We start from the raw sequence: 17,203 nt of genomic DNA on the forward strand, positions 1-17,203 counted from the left end.
CAAAGGCTCACCGTATGCGCCTCGAGCAGTCAAGGGATGGGGTCCAAGCTGGCGGAACGGGAACACTTCCCTGCAGCCTACAGCTCATCTTTTTACCAAATCTCGAGAAATGCGTCAGTGAGATGACAAATACGGCGACGATTGAATCGTGTTGCTGTGAGCACCTTCACAGAAAGCGTCATTCGACGCCAAGCGACTGAAGAGCCGCGGCGATCTCGTGTGCGGGAACCGGTTTGGAAAAAAGATATCCTTGAGCCTCATCAAACCCCTCCGCATTGACCGCGTCGAGCTGCTCCTGTGTCTCGACGCCCTCAACGGTCGTTGTAATGCCGAGGCTTCGACCAATACCGGCGACTGCGCGGACAATGGCAAGAGATTCTTTTCCATTTGGCAAATCACTGATAAAGCTACGATCCACTTTGATCTTATCGAAGGGGAAGCTTCGAAGATAGCCGAGGGACGAGTAGCCAGTTCCAAAATCATCCATGGCGATTTTCACACCCAGCGCCCGCAGTTCTTGCAGTGTTCTTAGGTTTGAATCGTTCTCATCCAACATGACCGATCCCGTTGCTCCCTTGTCTCAACACCCTCGGCGGTAATCTTCAATCCCTTGGCCCGCGCGATATTGATCATCGCAACGACAAGAGCCCTGTTGTCGCTTCTGTGGATTTCCTCGATAAAGGATCTGTCAATCTTGATGCGATCAACATCGATCTTCTGAACCCGCGAGAATGACGAGTATCCAGTTCCAAAATCGTCGATGGCAAACCTGACGCGGGCTGCGCGCAGGGCTGCAATATTCCGCTCCGATCGGCCATCCTCGCCGGTGGCAGCACTTTCCGTTATCTCGATCTCCAGGCGATTAGCCGGTATCTGCCATTTTTCGAGCGCAGCAATTATGTTCAGCGGATAGGAGGGCGAACACAGTTCCACTAAGGAGGCGTTGAGCGCGATGTCGATGTCGGGAAACTCTGCCAGCATGGAACAGGCGTCTTCCAGCACAATGGCACCGATTTCGTGGATCAGGCCGCACGCTTCCGCGAGCGGAATAAACCGTTCGGGGCTGATGTATTGTATCCGAGTTCGGGGTGTTTCCAGCGCGCCAGGGCCTCGAGAGAACAGAGCCTCCCCTCTCCCGCAGAAAAGACAGGCTGATAAAATGTTTCTATCTGCGCACGGCCATTGACCGCTTTACGCAAGTCAGCCTCCAGGGCCCTCCTCTGGCGAAGCAACTCGTCCATGTGGTTACCAAATATCGCGTAAGTATTCCTGTCGACGGCTTTGGCGTGATAACGTGCAATGTCAGCCTGACGGATTGCCTCGTTTGCGTCAAAGGAGCCCTGCTTGAGGGCCACTCCGACACTCGCGCCAATTGCGACATGTGCCCCATAGATTTCGAAAGGCGCTCGAAGGTCGTCAACGATGGCTTTTGCGGCATGCTCTGCCTGCACGAATTCATTCAGCGTGAGAAGAACGGTAAATTCATCACCGCCGATCCGCGCAACAAGGCCGTCGGGAAAAAGGCTCATGAGCCGCGCTGCAACAAGCGATATCAATTTATCACCTGCGGGATGGCCAAGCGAGTCGTTCACCTCCTTGAACCTGTCGAGGTCGGTAAACAGGACAGCATGTACCTCGTCTTCTTTCGCATTTTGCGCGGCCGCCGCAACCTCCACGTTGAATTCCGAACGATTGGCGAGCCCAGTGAGACCATCATGTGTCGCCTGATATTGCAGTTGCTCCCGGCTCGACCGTAACCGGCTCGAGCGTCTCCAGAGTGCATTACCACCAACGCTCGCTGCGCTGAATATAGCAAGGAACGCAATTGCTATGGCAGGAACGGTGGCCTCGAGGACCTTGTGGCCGGGCGTGAAGGGTTGCCACTCGAAGTAGCCGACAACCGGTCCGGATCTTGAACGCAGCGTAATATATGAAAAACGCGGGTCCGTCGGCTGATGGAGGGCAAAGCGCAGATTGTGGAACTGGTATTCCTGACCCACGGTCGCTGCGAGATCTCCGTCTAGAAAGCGAACCGAAACATGCAGATGTTGCTGCCCCGGTTGCTGCTCGGTATCCCCTGTGTCCGAAACGATCGGTTTAATACCGACGATCGCCGGGCGCGAGCCAACGTAGACGATGTCCGCTTCGCCTATGGAGAGAACCTTGCTGTTCGTTCCGTCCTTATCGCCTGCAATGAGGCGCTCCTTCAGCCTCTTTGCCAATGGAAGATGGGCGACCCGCAAACCATCGCTAACGGTCGCGTCATTGGAACGACAACAAATTGGTAGATTGGATTGAGATCCTCTGTCAGCACGACTGTTGCGTCGTGTCCGAAATAGGTGTTCATCCATACGCCAAGATTGGTGTCCATCCAGTCGCGATTTCGCGCAACCGAATTCCTGACCGCATCATCCCAGACAGTAACGCTTTCCTGATCATGAGCAATCGATGACCTCAACTTTGAAACCGTCAGAGCGACGACATCGCGCTGTCTTGCAACCGCGATCGCGTCGCTTGCGACCGCCGCCCAGTAAAGTGACAAGAGAAGTAGCCCACATATTGCGATCGACACCATGATGGGCAGGCTAAATCTCCAAAACCATTTCGACTGCAAAAGGGTCAGCATTCGCTCATGTCCGCGTGTGTTTCATCAACCCTACGAGGATGAACCTTAAAACGGCTGGAACCAATATAGTTAAGGGAGGTCGAAACGGCTTTCGTACGGTACCGCACAAAACTGCCTCGTCGCGGTCGTAGGCCTACGATGTTCCGCTTCGGAACGGGAGCATCCTGCGCGACGGCATCGTCAATCGAGCCGGAGACATCGTCGAATGGCATGAAGCCGGCGTTGTTGAACACCACGTTGAGATCGGGATGGTTCTCAATCAATTCGCGCGCGGCGGACTGGATGCTGTCGAGGCTCGACACGTCGAGCTTGATGGCCGCCATGCCGGGATTGTCGCGGTCACTCGCCGAGAAAGGCGGTGCGTCGTCCGGCAATGATCACCTTGCTGCTGAGACGATGGAAGGCTTCCGCAAGGCCCCGCCCGATACAGCTCGTGCCGCCGGTGATGAAGATGGTGGTGCCAGTCAGTTTCATTGCATCAGTCTTTCATTCTGGAGGGGGTGAGAACGTTTTCAGGCTGCCGAGGAAAAGCGCGCCGCCGGTCCAGTGGCAGAAACCAACACCCGTTTCGTCGTCCTTCGCTGACCGTAGGCGATGGAAACCATCGCTTGCCGAATTCTGTCGCGTCGAAACTGAGGATAAAATATTTCAGAATGCGGGAGCTCGAAGTTAAGATCGAGGGGAAAGAACTGGAGTGGGTTACCGCCCATGGGATCTAGCAGCGACCGCAATCGAAAATCGCCTCCAGATTATCGCTCGCGCGCAACGAACGCCGGTAGCTGGACCATTTTCTCAAGAGATGAGCGCCGACGCGCTCTAACACCGGAAGTGATTCCTGGCGCGTCACAGGCGAAGAGAGAATTTCTTCGGCCCTAGTGCCGAATACTGCTCCTTTGCGCCATTAATCCAGAAACAATTTTCTGAATATCGTATGAGCGTCCCGAAAGCACGAAAGGTCCAGGTTCATGGCTTGAAACAGCCTGTGGCACGAAAAAAAGATGGGGTATCGCTTTTTCGTCCAGCTGTTCTGTCAAGCGCAACATGATTTCCGCTTCGTAACGGGCGTCGATTATAGCTGCTGTGTATCGAAGCACATCCGCGCTGTTTATCGTATCGGCTGGGTAGGGCCCGACCAAATCGACTTTGGCCACGGAGCATGCTGCTTTGATTTCGGGCGTGATAGCGCCGGCGGCGCTGATGACAGAATGGTGAGCCGTTCGGTAGTCTGCATGCAATACTCCCCGCATGCCGCCGGCAGCGCGTGTGTTAATTACTATTATAAGCTCGGCGGACCGTAGAGGGTTAATCCAGTATCATCAAATATCTGCGACCCTTGGCAGTAGATTTTCTGAATATACGGTAGAGCCAAATATCAAGTTTCATCCATGGCACTTTTTCGACGCATTCAGGGTGCCGGAACAAATTGCGCCGAGGGCGGTTCGGGGCTCGTTCAAACAGGAGGCTCCAATGCGCACCCGAAGGACCCTTCAACGATCACTTTCTTGATGGCCTTAAGGACACCTACTAAGCAGGAAACCGTTACTCAAAGCTCTGCCCAAAAACAGGTAGGCGGCGCTTGACCGTTTTCTCGCGAATTGCAAGCCGGGCGTTGGACAGAAGCTTCTCCCATGCGAAACTCAGGGCCAGACGACCCGTGTGGCTCCGACAAAGGAGGAAACAATGACAACTATCCCTCTTCTAGGCACTTATCCGCTCGGACTCTCCTTAGGCGGCCGCTGCTTCGGCGTCTACGGCGTGGATGAGGCGGTTCAACTGTTGGAGGAGCACTGGCCGAACAAGACAGGCGCGCATTATAAACAGGCGTTGAAGAGCTGCCGCATAGCGTTGCTCCGAAGTGCACCTTCCGAGGTGGGGCGCGAGCACCTCATTGCCGCATGCCTGGAAGCAGTATTCCACACCACGTTCATTCCATTCCCGGAAATGACCAGTTGCCGCTCTTCGCCGAAGCAAGCAGTGACGCCGATGATCTGTTGATGGCGAGCGCTTGCAGATGAGCATATGTAGAAGACAGAACGCAGGAGGACACTATGGCTGAGCGACGCGAACATATTCGACCCGAAGACGATCTTAACCGCCCTGTCAGCGAGAAGCTTGACTCAAAGTACTCTCCCGTCGGTATCGATGACAGCGCGTTTCGCGGTCGAAACCGGACGTGGAAGAGAATGATCGTCTATGTGCTGGCGATCCTCACGCTCGCTTTCGTCATTGCGCTATCTTTCCTGCTCCATACGCATCCGGGCCGGATATGAACATAAGATAAGCGGATTCAATGACAGAGTCACTTGCCGGAAACGGTGGCTGCCCCCCGTAGTCTGCCATGGTGTCTCGAAAGGCGTGGCGCCCGGCCGTTGGCTTTCATACCATCGGTCCAGCCTCCCATCCACGTTAGATAATCGGCTTGCCGCCTGTCACTGCTACTGTCGCGCCAGAAACGTAACTTGACATGGGATCGGCCAACATGACGTAGGCGGTTGCCAACTCGGCGGGTTGACCCGGTCGCTTCATCGGCACCTGCGTGCCAAACGCCGATACCTTTTCTGCGGGCATGGTGGAGGGTATCAAGGGGGTCCAGATCGGGCCGGGAGCGACAGCGTTGGCGCGAATACCTTTTTCGGCCAGCAACTGCGCCAGGCCCGCCGTGAAGTTCTGGATCGCGCCCTTGGTCGTCGCATAGGCTAGCAGAGTAGGGTTCGGGCTATCCGAATTTATCGACGCCGTATTGATGATGGCCGACCCCGGCTTCATATGGGCGACCGCTGCTTTGGTCAGATAAAACATCGCGTGGATATTCACCGCAAAAGTCATCTCCCACTCTTCATCGCTAATATCTTCTATCTGGCTGAAGGTGTTTTGGTGAGCGGCATTATTCACGAGTATATCAATGCCACCGAGTTCGGACCGGGCTTTCTCGACGATCTGGCGGCAGTAGGACGATGACTGAATGTCCCCCGCTGACAGAACCGCCTTGCGGCCAGCGTCTTCAACGAGACGTCGGGTTTCCTCGGCATCTTCGTGTTCATCCAGATAAGCGATCAATATATCGGCGCCCTCGCGCGCAAAGGCAATGGCAACCGCCCGCCCGATACCACTGTCACCGCCCGTGATAATCGCCTTTTTCCCTTCCAGCCGACCAGAACCAACATAGGTCTTTTCACCGTGATCGGGAACAGGCGACATTTCGTTCGTGCGACCGGGGATTTTCTGTTGCTGCTCTGGAAATGGGGGGCGTGGATAATCGGTCATGAACGTTTCCATCCGATGTTTGAAAGCAGAAGATCCCCACGAGCACGCGCGGGGATCTCGTGATCATTTTAACCTCAGGAATTTTTGTGGCTCTGTTGACCCGCCTTCACATGTTGCTCATGTGTACCACCGCGGGTCTTGCCACTGTCGTCGTTATTGGACGTCGATGCGGAATGCGAACGCTTGTCGCTGCCCTTCTGGCCCTTTTGGCCAGCCTTCCCGTGCTGGTCGTGCGTACCACCTTGATTTGGCATGATATATCACTCCTCATATTGGTGATTTGTCATTTGCGAGCCTTGTTGGCCGCCTTTAACGAACCATGCCGCGCCACAGAGGTTCCGAGATTAATATTTCGTGAGAAGCTATTTTAATATGCCAGGTGTCAGCCACAGTGCTCTGCCAATAGTGGTGCATAAGTACAGTAACGTTGCCTCTTCCGGAGCTCTCTCTAGGCGTCTTCCAGCACTCCGGGCATTTTTCGGGAAACCTCCGGAGCCCCCCTACTCTTCAAACGCCGGTCGTTGTCGCCTGCGGGCTTCTCGATTTCCAAAGGTGCCTCTGCGTTCATGAGAGGGCCCGGCTGGCGTGACGGCAACAGATCAGCCGGCGCGCCCTATTGGTCGTCGCCGGTTTTCATCGCATCGGAAACGCGCTTCTTGCGTGGGTCTTTGAGGTTTTCACCAACAGCGTCGCGGTCCTGTTCAGGATCGTCCTTGGGCTTTAAATAACCCCTGGGACGGCTCTCTCCTGGCCCTTCCCAGCGAGGCGATTGTTCGGTTGTTCCGGGCGCCCCGTCGCGTGGAGAATTATTGGTCATTGCTGCCTCCAGTTCTGTTTCATGGCTCTCCAACCGCTCTTCCGGGTCAATGTTCCGCAAAACAACAAACCTTCGAGAATTTTTTCGAAACAATTGTGCAACGTCAAAGTTAGACGGCGACAGAAGACACATCGTGGTAGCGTTGGCGGTGATCCGGTCAATCCGGCCAGTTACCCCAAGATCGCCCACCAACAGCAGCAGGACTTCGGTCGCCCCTGCGATATCGAATCGCGCCCTTGCTTTGGTGCCGCCAGTATTTCCGAACTAGCAGCGCGGCTCCAAAAACAGACGCGATCTCAGCGGAAGTTCGGATATCGGTAGCCGGTGGCGACCGCATCATTCACGGGAAATTTGCCATGCCAAGATTTTTCTTTAACGTTATCAGCGGCCATAGGACCATTGACGACCAGGAGGGAACCGAACTCCCTTCCCTGGACCAAGCGATCGAAGAAGCCCGCAAAGACGCACGCGCCCTGATGAGCGAAGCTGTCCTGCAGGGACGCGACATATCCGAAGGATGCATCATCATTCGTGATAGCGAGCAAGAATTACTGAAAGTTGTGCGTTTTGCCGACGCGCTAGACAAAAAAAACTGACGGCTCGGCAACATCAGCCCGCACTCGGGTGATCAGTCTTTCATATTCCCTTTCGGGAGCGCCGTAGGTCACATCAGTAACCTCCTGCAGCACGCGTCGGTTAATGATCCGAACATTCCCGCGGCTCGCGCGGATCGCATGGATACCTTCCAGGACGTGTAATTCGTTGGTAATACTCGGCCGCCGAACTGCACGGACTATGGAAAGAAATTCATGGGTAATCGGCAAGTCGTCGGTATTAAGTCGATCATGGCACATCAGCAGCCAGCGGGCGAGCCTTTCCCGCAAGCTGTATTGCCCGTTTGCGAGCACGAGTTGGCCGACCTGAAGTAGGCAGATATTGATATAGCCCAGCAAAAGCTCCCGCAGCCGCACGTCGTTTCCCATTTCTCGCCGGATATTCACAGCCAAAATCATGAGACCGCGACCGCCCACACGCATGACGGTCTCATCTGGCGTCACCGATGCACCCAACAGGACGGGCCAGCCGGTGATTCCCTCCCGACCGACAAGCAGTGTCTCGATGCTTTTACCACCATCATTGTGAACTACGGTCGAGGGAATGCCGGTCTCGATAAAACAAAGATGCGAAATAGGTTCGCCCGCCCTGACACGTTGATGTCCCGCCGGCAGGTCGATCGATTCCATTTGGGATGCAAGCCGCGAAAATCCTTTGGAGGGCCTTCAATAGTTGATTATAGACAAAAAAATCTGATCCAAGCATAGCGGTTCGCCCGGTTCGCTCCTCTGCTGGAAAAACGCAACACGCGGCCGGCACACTAGCAGCAGAAAATGTAAAGAAAACAGTGGGCACGGTTCCGTACGAACCTGTGGAGGCGGCGATGTCTGCGCCACGAAATGGCTGGGGTATTCAGTTCTGGCACATTGGCAGCATCATGCACTGAAACAGATCATTGGTATGTCGCCTGCGCTCTGGTGGGCCCTTGGGACGATTGCCTGCTCAGCGAGCAAATCGATCTACGACGAATACACGCAAAGATCGTGCAGCGCCTGCTTTCAGCACGGCGAAGAACGGAGCATGCAGCTGGACGCCTCGTGAGAGTGGGCATCGGCATTGCAGATGCGGTCCACCGGAATTCGGATGGCGTGGTTCAACTCCCTGCTCTTATTTTTGTAGCCCGGCCGGTTGCATGGCGGCAAAGATGGACCTTTTGTGCTCTCCAGACGTTCTGAAGACATAGATAAGATTGTTTCCGCTTTGATGGTGCAAGGAGGAGGAAGCAGACGCTCAAGCGAGGTGCATGTCATGCTGCAGCGAACGGACGGAAATGGAGAGGCAAATTATCTGCTTTCTCTTCTCGAATACGACATTAGGCGGGAAATCACCAATGCCGGCACTATTGTCAAACTCGTGCTCGGAGACATTCTTGTGTCGGCCGGAGCTCCTATTGAGAGCGTTTTTTTTCTGTCATCCGGCATCGCTTCTGTCGTTGTTGTTTCCAGATCGGGACGAAAAACAGAGGCGGGTGTTATCGGCAATGAAGGATTTGTGCCGAGTGGCGCCCTGGTCGGCGCAAAAACAAGTCTGACCGAAATTGTTGTGCAAGCCCCGGGCGAGGCTCTGTCTATCGACATCCAGTCTTTCGATGCCATACTCTCAAAGTATAGATCATTTTCCGATATTCTGACCTGTGCCCTACATGTCTCGAGAACGCAGATGGAGTGCACGGCCGCATCTAACGCCATCCAGCCCGTCACTGAGCGTCTCGCCCGGTGGCTCCTTCTGTGCCACGATCGGGTGCACGGAAATCAGTTGCACCTCACCCATGATTTTTTGTCGACCATGCTGGCCGTCAGGCGCGCGAGCGTAACGGACGCCCTCCATGTTCTCGAGAGCCATGGTTTCATCCGCTCGGAGAGAGGAAAGGTTACCGTCAGGAACCGCGAAATGCTGGAGACCTACGCACGAGAACTTTATGGAATGCCCGAAGAGGAAAACGATCGTGTATTCGCCCGTTTTTTGCGAGCGCAGCCCCCTAAAATGCAGCTGACAACACCATCCCTCTAGGTGTCCGGCACCATTCCTGCCTCCACGAATCGTGGGTACGTTTGCGCACATTTACCTTTAGCAATTTCCGTATAGTATGAGAGGCTCTTCCCTCACGCTGTGAAACACCCATACACGTTGAAGTAGCGGCGTTTCAAGGAGGTGAAATGCAAGCCAGTCACAAATACCAGAGTTCAGGCATTTTTCTGAACGAAGACATTAATATCGTTAAGGCAGCTTACGAAAAGGTTCTGTCCACTGAACGGGATCTCGTCTTATGCCGGATGGATGTTGCCCGCTATGTTCTGAAAATGTATGAGCGTGGTATCGTTGACCCATTGAAACTTGAGCGGCTGGCGGCCCTTTATTTTCGCACCAAGTTGCGGGTCGGCTGAAATTCGACCATGGGTCCCTCTGGCCCGCGCGCATCTTCCCGATGCACCATTGCAAGAAATTGGGACTAGACAAGCTGCACGGACCTTGTGACCCGGTGGATCGGCGGCAATGGAGAATATCGGGCCGCAAACCGGGAGCCAACTTGCCCGAACGCGGATGGGGCTGCTCCATCGAATTCGTACCGAACAAGGTGTCGCATGACTTGCAAAACGCTTCCCATTACCGGCGACGATCAAGGCCGCGAAGATCATTTCGACAATGAGTAGCTGAATATCGAACACACCTCTTCGATCAGGGACGGAAGAGATCCCCACACTTGCCGGCGAGAAAACACAAAAATGAGCATCACGCGTTAGGATTACCAGCGAGACAAATAGCGCGCAGTCTGTTCCGGGCATTTTTCCGGACCCCCCGCAGTTCCCGAGTTTCCGAAGGTGCCATATGCGGATTCTTGCCGTTACCGCCGAAATGTTTCCCTTCATCAAGACCGGCGGATTGGCCGATGCAGCGGGCGCGCTTCCGGAAGCGCTGGCAAAGCTGGGAGGAGAGGTTCGTACTTACGGCCTCTCTACCGGCGGCTTAAGCCGCTTGTCAGCGGGCACGAGGCGTGTCTGACAGCACATGTTCTGGGACGACAGGTTTCAGTTTTTTCCGTCGCGGCAGACGCCGCAACCTGCTACTTCTGGAAGCCGCAGACCTGTTCGACAGAGACGGGCACCCCTACGGTGAAAATAACAGCCTTTAGCGACAACGATGTGCGTTTTGCCGTCCTGTCGAAGGTGGCATCGGAAATCGCCCTTGGTGCGCTGGACGGTTGGCAACCGGATATCGTTCATGCTCACGATTGGCATGCGGCGCTGGCCTGCTTCTATCTCTCAGAGGAGACGTCGAAGGTGCCCACCGTTCTTATCCTTCACAACCTGGCTTTCCAGGGACAATATCCGATTGAGCGGGCCAGCATGCTCGGGCTTGCCTCCCGCCTCTGCACTGTCGATTGTCTAGAATATTATGGCGACATATCGCTTTTAAAGGGCGGCCTGACGACCGCAATCACGACAGTCAGCCCTACGTACGCACGGGAGATCCTGATGCCGGAATCGGGCATGGGGATGCACGGTGTGCTCGCCGGACGGCGTGATAATCTGCTCGGCATTGTCCACGGCGTGGGTCAGGACGTCTGGGATCCCGCGACAGATCCCTAAATTCACGCGAATTTCACTTCAGCCACGGCGACGAGGCGGAACCTGAACAAACATGCTCTGCTACAGTCTCTCGGCCTCGCACATACCCAGGGCCCGGTTTTCGGCGTTATCAGCAGTCTGACCTGGCAAAAGGGCATCGACCTCCTGTTTGACGTCGTCTCTCTAATCATTGAGAACAAAGGCAGGCTGATTGTTCACGGCGAGGGCGACAGTGCGCTGGAAGCCACCTTGCGTGCGCTCGCGAAACGCTATCCAGAACTTATCTGCGCCCATATCGGTTACGATGAAAGGCTGGCCCACATGATTCAGGCGGGCTCGGATTTCATCATCCAGCCTTCCAGATTTGAACCCCGCGGGCTTACGCAGCTCTACGTGTTGCGTACGGCGCGCTACCAATTGTCAGCCGCACCGGCGGATTGGCTTAAACCATCATCGATGCGAACGATGCTGCAATCGAAGCGGGAGTGGCGACGGGCTTTCAGTTCGAGCCGGCCAACAACACTTCCGACACGGATTTTGCTGCCCGTATCAGATCGCAAGCCTTTGCGGAGACGAGAGCCCGCAGGAGACGTACTGGATCATCACGATCGTCACCTGGCTAGGCCGCCGACGACCGTAGATTTTGACGATGAACGCAACAATTATCACAAATGGGGCGCGTAGCGTGGTCATCCGGAGACCCGGTCAGGATTCGGCAAGACGGAAAACCACGGCTGAGTGCGACGGAGGACTCGCTGCCGACCAAAACGTACGAACTCGATCGCTCCTCGTTGATGGTTTGACCGGGAATGCCCTTTGATGCACCCTGAAGCTTGGCGATCGGCCGAATTCAGGACTGGGCAGCTACAGAAACACACAGATTCGGACTGCTAGCGGGCGACAGACAAATCTTCGTAGGCACGGCGGACATTCGCCGCCTATAGAAAGGCGGCTCAGCTCAGTGTTCGATCGACGTGTATGACTCAGTCCACATTTTGCCTTAGCACTTCCCTCGCCCGGTTGACGCGGCTTTTGATGGTGCCAACGCGGCAGCCACAAATGGCGGCGGCGTCGGAATAGCTCGTGCCTCCAGCCACGAGTAGCAGCGCTATTTTCTGATCCTTGTCGAGATCGTGGATAGCGCGCATGACTTCCTGATGCTGCACACGCCATTCCTGGCTCGCAGGAACAGACATGGATTGCTCGATACCAACCGGCAAGCCGACACATTCACGTCTTGAGACTTTATAGCGGGTGCAGAACGTGTTGCGCAAAATGGTGAAAAGCCATGATTTTAACGCCGTCCCAGGGGTAAAACCATGCAGAGACCGAAGTCCCCTTAGCATCGTCTCCTGGACCAGGTCGTCAACATCCTCATCATTTCTGACGAAGCGACGGGCAAAAGCCGCCAATGCCGGCGCCAGTTCTGCAATACCAATGCGCAGCTCCTCCAATTGAGCTTCGCTCAGTTTATTTCCGGGCACTTCACTCACAACGTGCTTGGCCATTTTCCCATCCTTTCACTATTGGGAAATGTACCGGGGGACGCTTGGTTGCTGTACGCCACCGTACAATGACGACACCCATGTATCCAAATGGCGTTCACCGGACACAGGTTCGCGTAACGCCACGGGCCGGCAGATGGTTAAACCTTGTGTGCGTGTCAGATGGTTACGGTCGGGCACCCGCACCTGCGAATACACAATGGGTCGAGCAGGAGGCTTTTAGGGAACAGCCGTGAAGGAAAAACGTTAGGGCGAGATCAAGGAGGATGCCATGAACAAGGATGACAAGCTCAAGCAAATACACAAGGACGCCGAGCCGCAATTTGCACGCGGGAAAAAAACCTCGACAAACAACGGCGTGGCGAGCGCGAAGCCGAGGGTCATTACTGGTTCCGACGATGCGACCGCCAACAAGCTGCCGCCCGGCACCAAGGAACCCGAGAAGGACTGGGATATCAATTACGACGAGCGGGAAACCAACGAGGGTGATTTCCGGGGTTAATACGGCCCCGAACTATAGTCCTCACCGTGCCAGATCCTCGACAATGAGTTCGATGGATTGCGGTTCAGCACCATCTTTTGTCTGCACCGTCAAGACACTGCCGGTGTCCAGCACGCCTTCAAGCACGGTTCGCTCGCCTACGGTTATTTTGATCACCTTCGGGGTCGCGGCCTTGATATTCAGGCTGTTGCTGGTTTCGTGATCGATCGTCTGGGTCACGGCATTACTCCATTTTTTTGTGAAGACAGGAAACCCAACTTCGCTTGGGCGAGGCTGTTCCTTGAAGATCATAAGGTGAAGCCAACCGTGCTGCCGGAACTTGGCGCGGAACTTTGCGGACGCCCCCCAGTTAGGCGATGACCTTGGCCCGTTGCCCCGACCACAACATGGGAGGAATACCGACAATGAAGGCGTTGACCTGGCACGGCAAACACGACATTCGCTGCGAAAGTGTTCCCGATCCACGGATAGAGCACGGTCGCGACGCCATCATCAAGGTGACGGCCTGCGCAATCTGCGGTTCCGACCTTCATCTATACAATGGCATCATGCCCGATATGCACAGCGGCGACATTATGGGCCACGAGACCATGGGCGAAGTCGTTGAAGTCGGCAGCGACAACAAGGCGCTGAAGGTCGGCGATCGTGTCGTCGTTCCCTTCACGATTGCCTGCGGCGAATGTTTCTTTTGCAAAAGGGGCTATTATTCCGGCTGCGAACGCAGCAATCCCGACCCACATAAAGTTCGGAAAATGTGGGGCAATTCCCCGGCCGGGCTGTTCGGCTATACCCATCTTCTCGGCGGATACAGCGGAGGGCAGGCTGAATATATGCGGGTCCCCTTTGCCGATGTCGGACCTGTTAAAGTTTCGGATGGGCTGACGGACGAGCAGGTGCTGTTCCTGTCCGATATTTTTCCGACCGGTTATATGGCGGCAGAATTCTGCAATATCCAGCCCGGCGATACCATCGCCATCTGGGGCTGCGGCCCGGTCGGCCAGATGGCGATCCGCTCGGCTTTTCTGCTCGGAGCCGAAAGGGTTATCGCCATCGATGCGGTCTCCGAGCGTATCGAGGTTGCCGCCGCTGCCGGTGCACTGACGCTGAATTATCTGGACGAGGATATTTACGAGCGGATCATGGAACTGACCCACGGCCGGGGGGCTGACGCCTGCATCGACGCTGTGGGGACTGAGGCCGATCCGGCTGCAGGATGGGACTCCCGGCTCGACCGCATCAAGGTCGCAACCTTCATGGGCACCGACCGGCCGCATGTGCTGCGACAGGCGATCTATTGCTGCCGCAACTTCGGGACCGTTTCGATCGTCGGCGTCTATGGCGGATTTCTGGACAAAATCCCCATGGGCTCGGCGATCAATCGCGGCCTGACGTTTCGAATGGCCCAGACGCCGGTGCAGGCCTACCTGCCCGCCCTGATGGAGCGGATCGAAAAGGGAGAAATTGACCCATCCTTCGTCATCACTCACCGCGCCAACCTCGATGAAGGTCCTGATCTCTATAAGACATTTAGTCATCGGGACGACGGCTGCATCAAAGTCGTGCTGAAGCCATAGGAGGCGATCATGAGCCAAGTGAAATCCATCGAAGGCCTCGCGGTGGTTACCGGTGCCTCGACTGGCATTGGTTACGAGCTGGCCAGATGCGCGGCGCAGGATGGTTACGACCTCATCATCGTGGCCGACGAGGCTGAAATCGAGACTGCGGCCAACGCAGTTATGGGCGGCTGGCACACAGGTTGAAGCGGTGCAAGCCGATCTTTCGACGCAGGCAGGCGTTGAAAAACTTCTTTCCTGCATCGCGATGAAAGAGCAGGCGGTCGATCTGTTGTTCGCCAATGCCGGACAGGGCCTGGGCAAGGGTTTTCTCGACCAGAAAATGGATGCGATCCAACAGGTGATCGCCACCAACATCAGCGGCACCGTTGCGTTGGTGCATGCTATTGGCAACGGCATGCGCCAGCGTGGTAGCGGCCGGATTCTGTTCACCGGTTCGATTGCGGGTTTCATGCCGGGCACGTTTCAGGCGGTCTACAACGCCACTAAAGCCTTCATCAATTCCTTTTCTTTCGCGCTTCGTGAAGAGCTGGATGGCACGGGTGTCACCGTCACCTGCCTGATGCCCGGAGCAACCGAAACTGCATTCTTCGAGCGCGCGGACATGCTTGATACGCCGGTAGGAAAACAGAAGAAGGACGACCCAGGCTTTGTCGCACAAATCGGTTACGACGCGATGATGAACGGTGAAGGCGATGTCGTGTCCGGCTGGAAGAACAAGCTGATATCAGCGGCTGCGAACGTCACGCCCTCTAAAACATTGGCAAAACAGCACCGCAAAATGGCCGCCCCCGAAGGGAAATGACGCATATTGCCCGCTCGCCTGCTCATCCGGCGTCCTGATCCTGAGGTCTCGCCAATTGGAGGGCGGAGTGCGAGGGAAGCGCCCCAAGAAGGGTTGCCGTATCGCAGACCTGCAACTGCGTCGAAAAACGACCAGACAGCAGCTCTAACGCTGCATCGTGTGTAGCGTCTCTTCCACTGCAAAGCGCATCTTCAATCAGAATGACGTGGAAACCGTGATCGATCGCTCCCAACACAGTGGCGATAACACAGACATCGGTTTCTCCACCCGTAATCACCACAGTCGAAACATGCTCCTTGCGCAGGATTTCGTGGAGGCCTCCATGCTGCCATGGCGAATAAACGCTTTTGCGGAAGACACGGGCAGGCGGGATATAGCGCGATAGCGAGGGAATGACCTCGATAAGTTCGGGAGGCAGCGCCTCCTGCGTCATCATCGGCCATTTTCTATAATAGGCTCGCCATGCGCCGAGGGCCTCCTCGACGGAATTTGGCGGCACGAAACAAGTGAAGACGCATCGGGCAGGATCACGCTGAACCACAGCTTCCACTTGCTCGCGAATGCGGTCCATCCATTCGACATGCCATGGCGTATCCTCGGCGAAGACACGTTGCATGTCCACACAAAGATGCCGCCAGTCTCCCTCGGCCGGAAACTCGATCATTCTTTCCTTCCCTATCCGCCCGTCTCGCTATGACGAGCAGCAACGGGTTTTGATTCTGGCGACCCCCTAAAGCGCAGAAAGATGGAGAGCACGACAAGAACTGCTGTCGAAAGAAACTCCGATTGCCAGTTCTGAAAGGATTCGAACCAAAACTCCGCGCTTCCCAAATGCGCAAACAGCGTTGGCGCATGCCCGCCATGCATGGTGGCTTCCGATGTGGCGGCGTCGGCGCTGTACTTCAGATGCAGTACGAAACTGAAAATGAAAAGGAAGAACAGGACCAGGCCCAGAGAATAGGAATAAATGGCTCGGACAACGCCCCCTGCTTTCACCGGCCAAGGCACCTTGGGATCATCCTGTTTTTGCGCCGGGTCTTCGTCCTGCGATGCAGCTTCATCGGGATCTTTCGATTCCGATGAGCCTCGCTGAAAAAGAAACGCGGTTAGCATGACGTAAGCCGACATCTGGAGAAACTCGCTCTCCCAGTTTTCGAACAAGGCAGAAAGGAAATGGCCGCTCTTTACATAAGAAAAAAGCGTGAGCGGCACTGCATGATGCTGCGCCAGTTCTTCATTGTGAACTGCCCAACCAGTCGCGAGCATGCCACCGATCGTCAATAGGGAAGCCAAGACAAGGACAATTGTCAATCCATTGTCACGAAACAACCTCATGGTTCAGCCTCACTCAAAACAGACATTTGGCAAAGAAGAAGTGCCGCTGATTTCAGCGACACTTCCCATGGCGATCACGCCGCTTTCGTTTTGGCCTTAACGTTTGTGCTGCCCTGGGCGAGCGACGACAGGGCCACATCGGTTGCGCTTTCCTCGCCCAACGTCTGTTCGAACAGTTTGGCCGCTTCCTTCATGCCGAGTTCAACCGCCCACGTCTTCAATGTGCCGTAGCGGGTGATCTCGTAATGCTCCACGGCCTGCGCCGAAGAAATGAGCCCGGCATCAAGCGCAGACGAGCCTTTGAATTCCTCCATGATTTCCTCGCCTTCCGCGATGATGCCCTGGATCGCCTCACAGGTCTTGCCGCGCGCCGGCTTGCCGAGCAGTTCAAAGACATTCTGCAAACGCTCCACATGGACCTCTGTCTCGTCCCTGTGTTTTTCGAATGCCGCCTTCAAGTCCGGCGATTGCGCAGCGCGCGCCATCTTCGGAAGCGCCTTGAGAATCTGGCGCTCGGCAAAATAAATGTCCTTCACCGTATCGAGGAAATGGTCTTCCAATGTCTTCTCAGCCATTTTTAGTCTCCTGTTGCTT

At 55.5% G+C, this 17,203-nt stretch carries 27 protein-coding genes and 1 pseudogene; 12 read left to right on the plus strand and 16 right to left on the minus strand.

What is annotated here, in order from left to right:
* Positions 1-178: 178 nt before the first annotated feature.
* The 7 genes and pseudogenes from CRP02_RS02255 to CRP02_RS02280 all read right to left on the minus strand — a co-directional run.
* Positions 179-568, minus strand: a pseudogene (locus CRP02_RS02255) (EAL domain-containing protein); the annotation flags it as partial.
* Positions 529-1,122: an EAL domain-containing protein gene (locus CRP02_RS02260; protein ID WP_097170090.1), complete on the minus strand. Its 594-nt coding sequence runs from the start codon at positions 1,120-1,122 to the stop codon at positions 529-531. The gene CRP02_RS02260 and the pseudogene CRP02_RS02255, both read right to left, overlap by 40 nt.
* Positions 1,023-2,222, minus strand: a complete 1,200-nt coding sequence (locus CRP02_RS02265; protein ID WP_179783915.1) for a diguanylate cyclase domain-containing protein — start codon at positions 2,220-2,222, stop codon at positions 1,023-1,025. The genes CRP02_RS02260 and CRP02_RS02265 overlap by 100 nt, the downstream gene beginning before the upstream one ends.
* On the minus strand, positions 2,207-2,626 hold the full coding sequence (locus CRP02_RS02270) for a CHASE4 domain-containing protein (protein WP_097170092.1): 420 nt from the start codon (positions 2,624-2,626) through the stop codon (positions 2,207-2,209). Before CRP02_RS02270 ends, CRP02_RS02265 begins: the two co-directional genes overlap by 16 nt.
* Positions 2,620-2,949: a hypothetical protein gene (locus CRP02_RS02275; protein WP_097170093.1), complete on the minus strand. Its 330-nt coding sequence runs from the start codon at positions 2,947-2,949 to the stop codon at positions 2,620-2,622. The genes CRP02_RS02270 and CRP02_RS02275 overlap by 7 nt, the downstream gene beginning before the upstream one ends.
* A gap of 16 nt (positions 2,950-2,965) precedes the next feature.
* Positions 2,966-3,100 carry a hypothetical protein gene (locus CRP02_RS27790; protein ID WP_323455305.1) on the minus strand — a complete coding sequence of 45 codons (135 nt, stop codon included), beginning with the start codon at positions 3,098-3,100 and terminating at the stop codon, positions 2,966-2,968.
* Between the two features lie 398 nt (positions 3,101-3,498).
* The gene (locus tag CRP02_RS02280; protein WP_323455306.1) at positions 3,499-3,777 is read right to left on the minus strand and encodes a hypothetical protein; all 279 of its coding nucleotides are present in this window, start codon (positions 3,775-3,777) and stop codon (positions 3,499-3,501) included.
* Between the two features lie 529 nt (positions 3,778-4,306).
* Here CRP02_RS02280 and CRP02_RS02285 point away from each other — a divergent pair.
* Complete coding sequence (locus CRP02_RS02285; RefSeq protein ID WP_097170094.1) at positions 4,307-4,621, plus strand: DUF982 domain-containing protein; 315 nt, start codon at positions 4,307-4,309, stop codon at positions 4,619-4,621.
* Positions 4,622-4,674: 53 nt separating this feature from the next.
* Positions 4,675-4,896 (plus strand): hypothetical protein, encoded by a 222-nt coding sequence (locus tag CRP02_RS02290; protein ID WP_097170095.1) that lies wholly within the window; start codon positions 4,675-4,677, stop codon positions 4,894-4,896.
* Between the two features lie 136 nt (positions 4,897-5,032).
* Here the strand turns inward: CRP02_RS02290 and CRP02_RS02295 are convergent, their stop codons facing one another.
* The 3 genes from CRP02_RS02295 to CRP02_RS02305 all read right to left on the minus strand — a co-directional run bounded on the left by CRP02_RS02295 (position 5,033) and on the right by CRP02_RS02305 (position 6,707).
* Positions 5,033-5,890, minus strand: coding sequence for an SDR family oxidoreductase (locus CRP02_RS02295; RefSeq protein WP_097170267.1), 858 nt, complete (start codon positions 5,888-5,890; stop codon positions 5,033-5,035).
* A gap of 74 nt (positions 5,891-5,964) precedes the next feature.
* A complete protein-coding gene (locus CRP02_RS02300; protein ID WP_097170096.1) occupies positions 5,965-6,144 on the minus strand; it encodes a hypothetical protein in 180 nt (59 codons plus the stop codon).
* Positions 6,145-6,503: 359 nt separating this feature from the next.
* Complete coding sequence (locus CRP02_RS02305; RefSeq protein WP_097170268.1) at positions 6,504-6,707, minus strand: hypothetical protein; 204 nt, start codon at positions 6,705-6,707, stop codon at positions 6,504-6,506.
* A gap of 356 nt (positions 6,708-7,063) precedes the next feature.
* On the opposite strand from CRP02_RS02305, the gene CRP02_RS02310 reads away from it, so the two are divergent.
* A complete protein-coding gene (locus tag CRP02_RS02310; RefSeq protein WP_097170097.1) occupies positions 7,064-7,303 on the plus strand; it encodes a DUF6894 family protein in 240 nt (79 codons plus the stop codon).
* Here the strand turns inward: CRP02_RS02310 and CRP02_RS02315 are convergent.
* Positions 7,286-7,951, minus strand: a complete 666-nt coding sequence (locus CRP02_RS02315) for a Crp/Fnr family transcriptional regulator (protein WP_323455307.1) — start codon at positions 7,949-7,951, stop codon at positions 7,286-7,288. The two genes, CRP02_RS02310 and CRP02_RS02315, sit on opposite strands and share 18 nt — an antisense overlap.
* Before the next feature lie 619 nt (positions 7,952-8,570).
* On the opposite strand from CRP02_RS02315, the gene CRP02_RS02320 reads away from it, so the two are divergent.
* From CRP02_RS02320 to CRP02_RS27285, 5 genes are all read left to right on the plus strand, one after another.
* Complete coding sequence (locus CRP02_RS02320; protein WP_097170098.1) at positions 8,571-9,332, plus strand: Crp/Fnr family transcriptional regulator; 762 nt, start codon at positions 8,571-8,573, stop codon at positions 9,330-9,332.
* A 146-nt stretch (positions 9,333-9,478) separates the two neighbouring features.
* Complete coding sequence (locus CRP02_RS02325; protein WP_097170099.1) at positions 9,479-9,706, plus strand: hypothetical protein; 228 nt, start codon at positions 9,479-9,481, stop codon at positions 9,704-9,706.
* Between the two features lie 442 nt (positions 9,707-10,148).
* Entirely contained in the window at positions 10,149-10,322 is a 174-nt protein-coding gene (locus tag CRP02_RS28055) for a glycogen/starch synthase (protein ID WP_179783926.1), read from the plus strand.
* A gap of 11 nt (positions 10,323-10,333) precedes the next feature.
* Positions 10,334-10,909: a glycogen/starch synthase gene (locus CRP02_RS27445; protein ID WP_323455327.1), complete on the plus strand. Its 576-nt coding sequence runs from the start codon at positions 10,334-10,336 to the stop codon at positions 10,907-10,909.
* Positions 10,910-11,137: 228 nt separating this feature from the next.
* Positions 11,138-11,572, plus strand: a complete 435-nt coding sequence (locus CRP02_RS27285) for a hypothetical protein (protein WP_143539303.1) — start codon at positions 11,138-11,140, stop codon at positions 11,570-11,572.
* A gap of 299 nt (positions 11,573-11,871) precedes the next feature.
* On the opposite strand, the gene CRP02_RS02335 is transcribed toward CRP02_RS27285, so the two are convergent.
* Positions 11,872-12,396, minus strand: coding sequence for a sigma-70 family RNA polymerase sigma factor (locus CRP02_RS02335; protein ID WP_097170100.1), 525 nt, complete (start codon positions 12,394-12,396; stop codon positions 11,872-11,874).
* A 268-nt stretch (positions 12,397-12,664) separates the two neighbouring features.
* Between CRP02_RS02335 and CRP02_RS02340 the strand changes: the two genes are divergently transcribed.
* Positions 12,665-12,895, plus strand: coding sequence for a hypothetical protein (locus CRP02_RS02340; protein ID WP_097170101.1), 231 nt, complete (start codon positions 12,665-12,667; stop codon positions 12,893-12,895).
* Between the two features lie 21 nt (positions 12,896-12,916).
* Here the strand turns inward: CRP02_RS02340 and CRP02_RS02345 are convergent, their stop codons facing one another.
* Entirely contained in the window at positions 12,917-13,114 is a 198-nt protein-coding gene (locus CRP02_RS02345) for a hypothetical protein (protein WP_097170269.1), read from the minus strand.
* Positions 13,115-13,299: 185 nt separating this feature from the next.
* On the opposite strand from CRP02_RS02345, the gene CRP02_RS02350 reads away from it, so the two are divergent.
* The 3 genes from CRP02_RS02350 to CRP02_RS02355 are packed head-to-tail and all read left to right on the plus strand — an operon-like array spanning position 13,300 to position 15,274.
* A complete protein-coding gene (locus CRP02_RS02350; protein ID WP_097170102.1) occupies positions 13,300-14,469 on the plus strand; it encodes a zinc-dependent alcohol dehydrogenase in 1,170 nt (389 codons plus the stop codon).
* Positions 14,470-14,478: 9 nt separating this feature from the next.
* A complete protein-coding gene (locus CRP02_RS27800) occupies positions 14,479-14,655 on the plus strand; it encodes a hypothetical protein (RefSeq protein ID WP_323455308.1) in 177 nt (58 codons plus the stop codon).
* Complete coding sequence (locus CRP02_RS02355; RefSeq protein WP_323455309.1) at positions 14,570-15,274, plus strand: SDR family NAD(P)-dependent oxidoreductase; 705 nt, start codon at positions 14,570-14,572, stop codon at positions 15,272-15,274. Before CRP02_RS27800 ends, CRP02_RS02355 begins: the two co-directional genes overlap by 86 nt.
* Positions 15,275-15,296: 22 nt before the next feature.
* Here the strand turns inward: CRP02_RS02355 and CRP02_RS02360 are convergent, their stop codons facing one another.
* The 3 genes from CRP02_RS02360 to CRP02_RS02370 form a co-directional block, all read right to left on the minus strand.
* The gene (locus tag CRP02_RS02360; RefSeq protein ID WP_179783916.1) at positions 15,297-15,938 is read right to left on the minus strand and encodes a cysteine hydrolase family protein; all 642 of its coding nucleotides are present in this window, start codon (positions 15,936-15,938) and stop codon (positions 15,297-15,299) included.
* 11 nt (positions 15,939-15,949) lie between these two features.
* Positions 15,950-16,609, minus strand: a complete 660-nt coding sequence (locus CRP02_RS02365; protein WP_179783917.1) for a DUF6766 family protein — start codon at positions 16,607-16,609, stop codon at positions 15,950-15,952.
* A gap of 74 nt (positions 16,610-16,683) precedes the next feature.
* The gene (locus tag CRP02_RS02370; protein ID WP_097170103.1) at positions 16,684-17,184 is read right to left on the minus strand and encodes a ferritin-like domain-containing protein; all 501 of its coding nucleotides are present in this window, start codon (positions 17,182-17,184) and stop codon (positions 16,684-16,686) included.
* Between the last annotated feature and the right edge of the window lie 19 nt (positions 17,185-17,203).

The sequence above is a fragment of the Rhizobium sp. AN5 genome (assembly GCF_900215255.1).
In the GTDB taxonomy this organism is placed as follows: Bacteria; Pseudomonadota; Alphaproteobacteria; order Rhizobiales; family Rhizobiaceae; genus Agrobacterium; species Agrobacterium tumefaciens.

What these genes read in the sequence shown, in the direction of transcription:
- CRP02_RS02340 (WP_097170101.1), top strand. Translation starts at nt 12,665, where the DNA reads ATGAACAAGGATGACAAGCTCAAGCAAATACACAAGGACGCCGAGCCG.
- CRP02_RS02360 (WP_179783916.1), bottom strand. Translation starts at nt 15,938, where the DNA reads ATGATCGAGTTTCCGGCCGAGGGAGACTGGCGGCATCTTTGTGTGGAC.
- CRP02_RS02320 (WP_097170098.1), top strand. Translation starts at nt 8,571, where the DNA reads ATGCTGCAGCGAACGGACGGAAATGGAGAGGCAAATTATCTGCTTTCT.
- CRP02_RS27800 (WP_323455308.1), top strand. Translation starts at nt 14,479, where the DNA reads ATGAGCCAAGTGAAATCCATCGAAGGCCTCGCGGTGGTTACCGGTGCC.
- CRP02_RS27790 (WP_323455305.1), bottom strand. Translation starts at nt 3,100, where the DNA reads ATGAAACTGACTGGCACCACCATCTTCATCACCGGCGGCACGAGCTGT.
- CRP02_RS02275 (WP_097170093.1), bottom strand. Translation starts at nt 2,949, where the DNA reads ATGGCGGCCATCAAGCTCGACGTGTCGAGCCTCGACAGCATCCAGTCC.
- CRP02_RS02295 (WP_097170267.1), bottom strand. Translation starts at nt 5,890, where the DNA reads ATGACCGATTATCCACGCCCCCCATTTCCAGAGCAGCAACAGAAAATC.
- CRP02_RS02305 (WP_097170268.1), bottom strand. Translation starts at nt 6,707, where the DNA reads ATGACCAATAATTCTCCACGCGACGGGGCGCCCGGAACAACCGAACAA.
- CRP02_RS02290 (WP_097170095.1), top strand. Translation starts at nt 4,675, where the DNA reads ATGGCTGAGCGACGCGAACATATTCGACCCGAAGACGATCTTAACCGC.
- CRP02_RS02300 (WP_097170096.1), bottom strand. Translation starts at nt 6,144, where the DNA reads ATGCCAAATCAAGGTGGTACGCACGACCAGCACGGGAAGGCTGGCCAA.
- CRP02_RS02270 (WP_097170092.1), bottom strand. Translation starts at nt 2,626, where the DNA reads ATGCTGACCCTTTTGCAGTCGAAATGGTTTTGGAGATTTAGCCTGCCC.
- CRP02_RS28055 (WP_179783926.1), top strand. Translation starts at nt 10,149, where the DNA reads ATGCGGATTCTTGCCGTTACCGCCGAAATGTTTCCCTTCATCAAGACC.
- CRP02_RS02285 (WP_097170094.1), top strand. Translation starts at nt 4,307, where the DNA reads ATGACAACTATCCCTCTTCTAGGCACTTATCCGCTCGGACTCTCCTTA.
- CRP02_RS02350 (WP_097170102.1), top strand. Translation starts at nt 13,300, where the DNA reads ATGAAGGCGTTGACCTGGCACGGCAAACACGACATTCGCTGCGAAAGT.
- CRP02_RS02365 (WP_179783917.1), bottom strand. Translation starts at nt 16,609, where the DNA reads ATGAGGTTGTTTCGTGACAATGGATTGACAATTGTCCTTGTCTTGGCT.
- CRP02_RS02355 (WP_323455309.1), top strand. Translation starts at nt 14,570, where the DNA reads ATGGTTACGACCTCATCATCGTGGCCGACGAGGCTGAAATCGAGACTG.
- CRP02_RS02325 (WP_097170099.1), top strand. Translation starts at nt 9,479, where the DNA reads ATGCAAGCCAGTCACAAATACCAGAGTTCAGGCATTTTTCTGAACGAA.
- CRP02_RS02335 (WP_097170100.1), bottom strand. Translation starts at nt 12,396, where the DNA reads ATGGCCAAGCACGTTGTGAGTGAAGTGCCCGGAAATAAACTGAGCGAA.
- CRP02_RS02310 (WP_097170097.1), top strand. Translation starts at nt 7,064, where the DNA reads ATGCCAAGATTTTTCTTTAACGTTATCAGCGGCCATAGGACCATTGAC.
- CRP02_RS02315 (WP_323455307.1), bottom strand. Translation starts at nt 7,951, where the DNA reads ATGGAATCGATCGACCTGCCGGCGGGACATCAACGTGTCAGGGCGGGC.
- CRP02_RS02370 (WP_097170103.1), bottom strand. Translation starts at nt 17,184, where the DNA reads ATGGCTGAGAAGACATTGGAAGACCATTTCCTCGATACGGTGAAGGAC.